The 7734-nt window shown below is 64.5% G+C and carries 6 protein-coding genes and 1 tRNA gene; 6 read left to right on the top strand and 1 reads right to left on the bottom strand.

The features are described 5' to 3' along the window. Positions 1 to 255 (top strand): hypothetical protein (locus Q0H50_RS07275; RefSeq protein ID WP_294420937.1); only part of this gene is annotated, 255 nt, incomplete at its 5' end. A gap of 213 nt (positions 256 to 468) precedes the next feature. Here Q0H50_RS07275 and Q0H50_RS07270 read toward each other — a convergent pair. Beyond that, positions 469 to 831: an Hpt domain-containing protein gene (locus tag Q0H50_RS07270; RefSeq protein ID WP_294420936.1), complete on the bottom strand. Its 363-nt coding sequence runs from the start codon at positions 829 to 831 to the stop codon at positions 469 to 471. Positions 832 to 883: 52 nt separating this feature from the next. On the opposite strand from Q0H50_RS07270, the gene Q0H50_RS07265 reads away from it, so the two are divergent. From Q0H50_RS07265 to Q0H50_RS07245, 5 genes are all read left to right on the top strand, one after another. Next, positions 884 to 3391 carry a hypothetical protein gene (locus Q0H50_RS07265; RefSeq protein ID WP_294420934.1) on the top strand — a complete coding sequence of 836 codons (2508 nt, stop codon included), beginning with the start codon at positions 884 to 886 and terminating at the stop codon, positions 3389 to 3391. Positions 3392 to 4182: 791 nt separating this feature from the next. Then, positions 4183 to 4257, top strand: a tRNA-Asn gene (locus Q0H50_RS07260). Positions 4258 to 4500: 243 nt separating this feature from the next. Then, positions 4501 to 6585: a ribosomal protection-like ABC-F family protein gene (gene abc-f / locus Q0H50_RS07255; RefSeq protein ID WP_294420932.1), complete on the top strand. Its 2085-nt coding sequence runs from the start codon at positions 4501 to 4503 to the stop codon at positions 6583 to 6585. A gap of 15 nt (positions 6586 to 6600) precedes the next feature. Continuing rightward, entirely contained in the window at positions 6601 to 7062 is a 462-nt protein-coding gene (locus Q0H50_RS07250; protein ID WP_294420930.1) for a tRNA (cytidine(34)-2'-O)-methyltransferase, read from the top strand. A 39-nt stretch (positions 7063 to 7101) separates the two neighbouring features. Beyond that, positions 7102 to 7734: hypothetical protein (locus Q0H50_RS07245; RefSeq protein ID WP_294420928.1), on the top strand; the 633-nt coding region annotated here is incomplete at its 3' end.

The following is a 7734-nucleotide window of genomic DNA, read 5'->3' as shown; positions in this document are numbered from 1 at the left end:
CAGGCGCTCATCGACAACTGCGATACCGATTGGGCTACGGCGAACCTGATCGAGACGGTGAAGGCGTTCGCGCAGAATGCGGACAAGATCACGTTCGTCTCCGGCACGGGTCCGTACCAGGGCGACATGGATCCTGATATCAACCTGTGGCTTGCGTATCGCGATGAGGCCACGTGGGCTGAAATCATCTCGACGGTCGAAGCGGGCGGCGATCCCGAAACGATCGTGGCGTCCCCGAACGTTGCGGCTGCCTAAGGTCATCGGATAGAAGAAGCGAAGTGCGGTGCTGGCATATGCTGCACCGCGCTTCCTTGTTGTTGGGGCGCTTTTGGGGCTGGGCGCGGGGCGTGGCGTTGGCACTTCGCGTAGGGCCTTCGCGTGGGGACTTCGTTTCCTGTCGGATGATGCGCAGCCGCATCTGCTGAGCAAATGCTGGCGTTTCGGGCGCGGGCCTCCAGCTCCCTCTCCCTACCTCCCCAACACCTCCCGCAAGGCGCTGACTGCCTTCGCGTATGCTTCGTTCAGTTGCGGCAGCAGCTTGGTTGCTGTGGCTTCGTTGCCGTCTCTGAGGGCGTCGTTCATGCTTTTCGCCAGCTGGTGCACGCTGGTTAGCGAGAGGTTGCCGGCTACGCCTTTGAGGGCGTGGGCTTCCGCCTCTGCGGTTGCCAGATCGCCTGCGGCGAACGCCTTGCGGACGTTGGGCATGTGGGGGTCGTTGAGGAACAGCTCGGCCAGTTTCAGGTACAGCGATTCGTTGCCTTCGAAGCGGTCGATGATGTCCTCGTAATCTATTTCGGCGTTTTGCAACGCGGCAATGTCTTTTTCGTCCATTGTGCCTCCCTGGGTTTCGGACGGGTTCGTCCTTGGAAGTATAATCCGGGCCATGGTGAATCGTAATCAACAGTATCATGACCCTTTCGAGCCGGGCGTTTCCTCGCCTGAGTTCGAGCAGTACGCCCGCGAAAGCTACGCCTCCCACGGCGGGCGCGGCGCAGCGCGCTCTGGTGCCCCCGGCACTCCCGGTGGCGCCGGCCCGGCAGGCGCCACCGGCTCCCACGCGGGCTACGGCGGGCAACCCGCGCAGCCTGGCAACACTCCCTATAACCGCTGGTCGCGTGGCGGGTCGGGAACCTCGCGCATGCCGGGCGGCTCGGCTGCTCCCGGCGCCCATGCCGGCAACTCGGCGCAGCCTGCGTATGCGCGCCACGGCCGTCACGGGGCCGTGCGCCCGCAGCAGGGCTGGGCTTCGCCTTCCGAAACCTGCGACATGGGCTTCGCCGGCTCTGCCGGTGCCTACGTCAGCCCGCTCAAGCGCTTCGCCGGCATCGTTATCTGCGTGCTGATCGCCGTGCTCATTGAGGTGTTCGGCTTCAACCTGGCCTTCTTCACGTCCATGACTTACCCGCAGGTGGGGACGTACCTGGTCAACGGCGTGGCGGCGGGCACCGAAGGCGCGCTGACGCTCGACTCGTCCGCGAACTACTTCGAGATCACGGGCCTTGACGACACCGTCCGCAGCATCCACTTCACCCCTCAGCTTAACGATCCCGCGGCGGCCGCGAAGGCCACCGACAGCAAGTTGCAGGTGGTCATGTACCTGCAGGACGAGGGCAATGCGAACTACTATCAGCTGCCGGCGGTCTCGGTCGACCCGAAGGACGCCGCCAGCACCTATATCAGCCTGGACCCGGCGGGCGACTGCCATTCCATCTACGTCTCGATCACGAACCTGGCCGACGTGGGCTCGGTGACCGTGACGGGAATCGGCCTGAACCAGCAGGTGCCGCTCGATATCGACCCGCTGCGCTTCGCCTTCATCCTGGCGGTGCTGCTGGCACTGTATGCCGTCCGACCGCAATCGGTCCTGTTCAGCCGCGTGTTCGACGGTCGCATCACGCGTCAGGGCTGGATGGTCATCGCATTGGTGGCGGTGCAGTGCGTCGTCATCTTCATCCTGGTCATGTCCAACACGCACTTCCTATCCATCACGCACACCGCCAGCACGGAAAACCAGTTCCAGTACCAAAAACTCGCCCAGGCGCTGCTTCAGGGGCACTTCTACTTGGACGACGTGCCCTCGGCCGCGCTGCAGGCCATGGACAACCCCTACGACACCGCGGCGCGCGACTCCGCCGGTGTGCCTTACCTGTGGGACCACGCGTACTACCAGGGGAAATACTACGTATACTTCGGCGTGCTGCCGTGCCTGATGTTCTACGTCCCGTGGCTTTTGCTTATGGGAACCGGGTTCCCCACGTGGCTTGGCGTCGCCATCTGCGACTGCGTGTACGTGGCGGGCATCGCGTACCTGCTCACGCGCATCTCGCGCCGGTGGTTCCCTCGCACGTCGATCGGCGTGCTGCTTGTGCTCGACATCATGATGTTCGTGGCCGGCGGCGGGCTGATCTTGGCGCGCACGCCCAGCATGTACTTCCTGCCCGAGGCGATGGGCCTGGCCCTGATCAGCTGGGGCTTGGGGCTGTGGGTGTCAGGTACCACGGGCGGCTTCATAGACCGCAGGCGCGTGGCGGCGGGTGCCGCGCTCATCGCGCTGACGCTTGCCGCGCGCCCGCAGATGGTGCTGGCCGCCGTGTTCGGGCTGGTGCTGTTCTGGCCGTTTTTGCGCGACGCTCGCGGCAACGCCCAGGCGCGACGGGCCTGTCTAGGCGCCTTCCGCGCCGCGCTCGTGCCATTTCTGGTGGTCGCCGCGGCGGTCATGGTGTACAACTTCGCGCGCTTCGGCAGCCCGCTCGACTTCGGCGCGAACTACAACCTGACCACCAACGACATGACGCATCGCGGGTTCCACGCCGACCGCATCCCGTTCGGCCTGTACGCGTACCTGTTCCAGCCTCCGGCGCTGGGCAGCCAGTTCCCGTTCATGCACCAGACCTATATGGACCCGGCTTATCAGGGCGTCACCATTTACGAGCCCATGTTCGGCGGCTACTTCTTCCTGTACCCGATGACGCTCGTGCTGCTGGCTCTGCCGCGCGTCCGCCACGGCCTGAAGGCGAAGGGCCTTATGCCGCTGTGGATTTGCGCGGTGTGCGTGGCGGTGGTGCTGTGCATCTTCGACCTGCAGGGCGCCGGCATCCTTATGCGCTACATTTGCGACTTCGGGCTGTACTTTGCCCTTGCGGCGGCGCTGTCGTTTTTGGAGCTATTGCAGGTGCGCTCGAGCGAGCCGCTGTCGAAGGGCTGGACCACGCAGCTGGGCGCCCATGCGCAGGTGCCTGTGCAGCAGGCGGGCGCGCATGCGGTGGCGTCGGCCGCCGTGGCGGGGCAGACGGTGTCGGTGTATCGCATCGCGCTGTACTTCATGTTCGGCTCGCTCGTGCTGATGATCGGCGCGAACGTGCTGCTGTGGAACGCGTTCGGGATTTACTAGGACGCGGGCGTCCGTGGCGCTTGGCGGCGTCCGCGGCGTGCCGTTGCGTTGTTGAGCGGCGAAGGCGGGCGGGTGCCCGGGAACCCGCGCGGTTGCGCGGTGCGCGTGAACGGGGGGCGGAGGTGCGTTCGCGATGCGTTGCCGGATGCGCGAGGGTCGACCGCGAACACACCTCCGTCCCCCCGTTCGCCCTGAACGATCCGGGGCCCATTCCTGCCGTTCGGGAAGGTTTTTCCGCTGTCGCGTCTTGAAATGCGAGTTTTCCGAAAGTTAGACAGCGGTCTTGATTCGTGGTTGTAGCGAACGCATGCAATCATGTAATAAACGATGCACATCGTCGTTCCGGCAGCATCCTGCACCCGAAATCGCTCTCCATCATTCGGAAAACTCGCATTCTCTGCCATGATTCGGCGAAAAGCTTCAATTTTCTCCGCCGACCGTGCAGAATCTGCGGCTCGAGCCTTCGCGCTCGCCCGCTCATCTCGGCCGCCGCCCGCTCGGCCCGGTCAAGCCTGCGGTACCGCTTCTGCCGCCTCTTTCCCTCCATGGCGCTTCCTTTCTCTCGGGAGGGCCCTGCGCCCTCGCCTCCGGAAAGGCACTTTCCCAGACTCAGCCGTACATGTCCGGTTGAGTTCGATAACGAAACCAAGGTGTTCGGATGAGGCTGCAAATCAAGCGCCAAGCCCCCGAAATCGGCGGCTGAAAAAATTTTTGAAAAAGGGGGTTGCGCCGAAAATTGAAATGTCTATAATACTTTCTTGCGCCAAGGAAACGAAGCGCACCGAAGAAATTCCTCGGTAGCTCAACGGCAGAGCATCCGGCTGTTAACCGGAGGGTTGTAGGTTCGAATCCTACCCGGGGAGCCATGAAGCTCCAAGAACCGCCAGCGCAAGTTGGCGGTTCTTTTTTTGTTTGAACGGATTTGCCTGAACGGATTCCCCTGTCTGCGGGGAGTCCGTTTTCTCCAACTGTGGGGGTGTTAGTTTCCCCTTCTGCGGGGGCGTCAATTTCCCTCTCTGTGGGGATATCCGTTTTGCGCTCATTTCTCGGTGTCGGCTCCTCGCTCCCTTAGCGTGGGTTCGTTTTAACGCTGAAGGAGTTGTCGCACCATGATCATGCAGGTTGAGCATCTGTCGAAGTCGTTCGGCGGGCGCACGCTGTTCTCCGACGTCACGTTCAAGCTGGAGGAATACGACCGCCTGGCGCTCGTAGGCCCCAACGGCGCCGGCAAAACCACCATGCTCAACATCATCAGCGGCCGCGAGGACGCCGACGAGGGCCGCATCCTGTTCGCGAAGGGCGCCCGCGTGGGCTACCTGGAGCAGGAAGCCATCGAGATGCCCGATCGCCCCATCTTCGAGGAGGTTATGTCCTCGCAGGTGGAGATCCTGGAAGCCGAGCAGCGCCTGCGCGAGCTGGAGGAGTCGCTGGGCGATAACCCCAACGAGCGCCAGCTTGCCGCCGCCGGTCGCGCGCGCGACGCCTACGAGATGCTGGGCGGCTACACCATCGAGGCCAAGGTCCGCGGCGTGCTGTTCGGCCTGGGCTTCAAGGAAGGCGACATCAAGCAGGCCACCACGAACTTCTCCGGCGGTTGGCAGATGCGCATCGCGCTGGCCAAGCTTCTGGTCCGCAATCCCGAGGTGCTCATGCTCGACGAGCCCACAAACCACCTGGATCTTGAGTCGGTGAAATGGCTCGAGGGCTTTTTGCGCGGCTATGAGGGCACCGTCATCGTTGTCAGCCACGACCGCGAGTTCATGGACAACATGATCGACCGCGTGGCCGAGGTGGCCAACGGCCGCGTCAACCTGTACAAGGGCAACTACTCCGCGTACCTCAAGGCGCGCGAGGAGCGCATCGAGCGCCTGCGCCAGCAACGCACCAAGCAGCTCGAGGAGATGAAGCACCTAGAGGACTTCGTCGAGCGCTTCCGCTACAAGGCCACCAAGGCCCGCCAGGCCCAGGAGCGCGCGCAGCGCCTGGAGCGCCTGAAAGAGGAGCTCATCGAGATCCCCGAGGAGAAGAAGCCCATCCACTTCAACTTCGTGCAGCCGCCGCGCACCGGCGACGAGGTGGTGCGCTGCCGCGGCCTGGTGAAGGCCTTCGGCGACAAGCGCGTCTACGACAACTTCGACTTCACCATGTATCGCGGCGACAAGGTGGCGCTTGTGGGCCCCAACGGCGCGGGCAAATCCACGCTTATGAAGATGATCGCGGGCGTCATGAAGCCCGACGCCGGCACCATCGACTACGGCGTGCACGTGGCGCTCACGTACTACGCGCAGCACCAGCTAGAGGAGCTGCACGCGGGCAACACCGTGTTCGAGGAGCTCGACCACGTGGCGCCGGGCTGGAACATCAGCCAGGTGCGCAGCCTGCTCGGCGCCTTCCTGTTCGAGGGCGACGCCGTCGAGAAGAAGGTCAGCGTGCTCTCCGGCGGCGAAAAGGGCCGTCTTGCGCTGGCGAAGATGCTGGTGGCGCCCAAGCCGTTGCTGTGCCTTGACGAGCCCACCAACCACCTGGACATCGCCAGCGCCGACGTGCTTGAGCAGGCGCTCAACCGCTTCGAGGGCACTATCCTGCTCATCACGCACGACCGCCACCTCATCCGCAGCATCGCGAACCGCATCGTCGAGGTGAGGCCCGGCAAGGTCACCGTCTACGATGGCGACTACGACTACTACCTGTTCAAGTCCGGCCAGCTCGACGGACCCGAGCCCACCGACGAGTCGCTCGTCGACGAGCTGATGGAGCGCAAACCGGCCGGAAAGGGCGGATCGGGGAAGGGGAAGGCGTCGAAGAGCGCATCTTCCGCGCCTGCCGCGCCCGCCTCGCCTGCGCCGGCTGCCTCGGGAGAGCTGACGGCAAAGCGCGGCAGCTCGCCGAAGACCAAGGAGCAGAAGCGCCGCGAGGCCGAGGCGCGCAACCGCGCCTACGCCGCGCTGAAGAACCATCGCAAGCGCATCGCCGAGCTTGACAAGCAGATGGAGCGCGATAACGCCCGCATGGAGGAGCTGCTGGCGAAGATGGCCGACCCCGACTTCTACGTCAACGAGGACGCGTCCTCGGACGCCGTGGCCGAGCACTCCAAGCTCAAGCAGCGCCTTGCCGCCGCCGAGGAGGAGTGGTTCATGCTGAACGAAGAGCTCGAAGAGGAAATGGCCAAGCAGGCCGAGGCAATGGGAGTGTAGGGAAAGGTTGCAAGGATGCTCAACATCGTGTTGGTGGAGCCTGAGATCCCTCAAAACACGGGGAATGTGGCGCGCACGTGCGCGTGTATCGGCGCGCGGCTGCACCTGGTGGAGCCTATGGGCTTCGCCGTCACGCAGCGCAACCTTGCGCGCGCGGGGTGCGACTATTGGGACGACGTCGACATCGTGCGCTGGTCGTGCGCCGACGAGTTCTTCGAGGCTCACGCTACCGACGAGCTGCACCTGTTCACAGGGCACGTGCAGCGCAGCTTCGCCGACGTCGCATACGGCCCGGACGCCTGGCTGGTGTTCGGGCGCGAAAGCCGCGGGCTCGACGAGGTCGTTATGCGGCGCTTCGAGCCCGCCTGCGTGCGCATCCCCATGCGCGACGGCATGCGTAGCTTAAACTTAAGCAATTCGGTTGCAATAGCCGCATACGAGGCTTTGCGCCAGCAAAACTGGCTCGGCCTGGCATAACGGCGACTTTTGAGACGAGAAGGGAAGGGAGGGAAGGCGATGGAGGAGCAGGGCGCGCACGATGAAGAGCGCGACACGGCGGATTTGGCGGCTGGCGACACGGCGGACCTGGCCGCCCGTGGCACGGCTGATTTGGCTGCCGGCAATGCGGTGGACTTGGCGGCTGGCGACGCGGCGGATTTGGGCACCGGCGACACGGCTGATCTGGCCATCAACGATACGGCGGACTTGGCCACCGCTGATGCTGCGCGCTCTCAGGCGCCTGCCAAGCAGCTGACGCCCGCCGGGCGCGCTGTCAGCCCTTCCTCAAGTCCCACGCCCACGTTCGCCGCCACCGACCGTCCCGCGCGCCGCGCGCGTAGGCTGCGGTGGAAACCCGGCATCACCCGTCCCATGATGGCGCTTTCGGCCGCGTCGTTCGCCCTGATGGTGGCGGGCGTCGGCGGTTACGTGTTCGCAATCCCGGCCGTGGTTGCCGGCGACAAGCCCAGCACGGTAGTGATCCCGCTGGAATCGGCGCTGTGGCTTGATGGTCAGATGCGCGAGGTTCAGGCAGGCTCCGTTGGCTCGACGCGAGCGGTGGGCCCGGTGACGATCGAGGCCTCCAAGGTCGATGCCGCCGCGCCCGATGCTGCGGCTGCTTTGGGTCTTGGATCCGGCTCCGGCTCCGGT

The organism is uncultured Senegalimassilia sp. (assembly GCF_934632265.1).
Taxonomy (GTDB): Bacteria; Actinomycetota; Coriobacteriia; order Coriobacteriales; family Eggerthellaceae; genus Senegalimassilia.
This window is presented reverse-complemented; position numbering and strand designations above follow the sequence as displayed.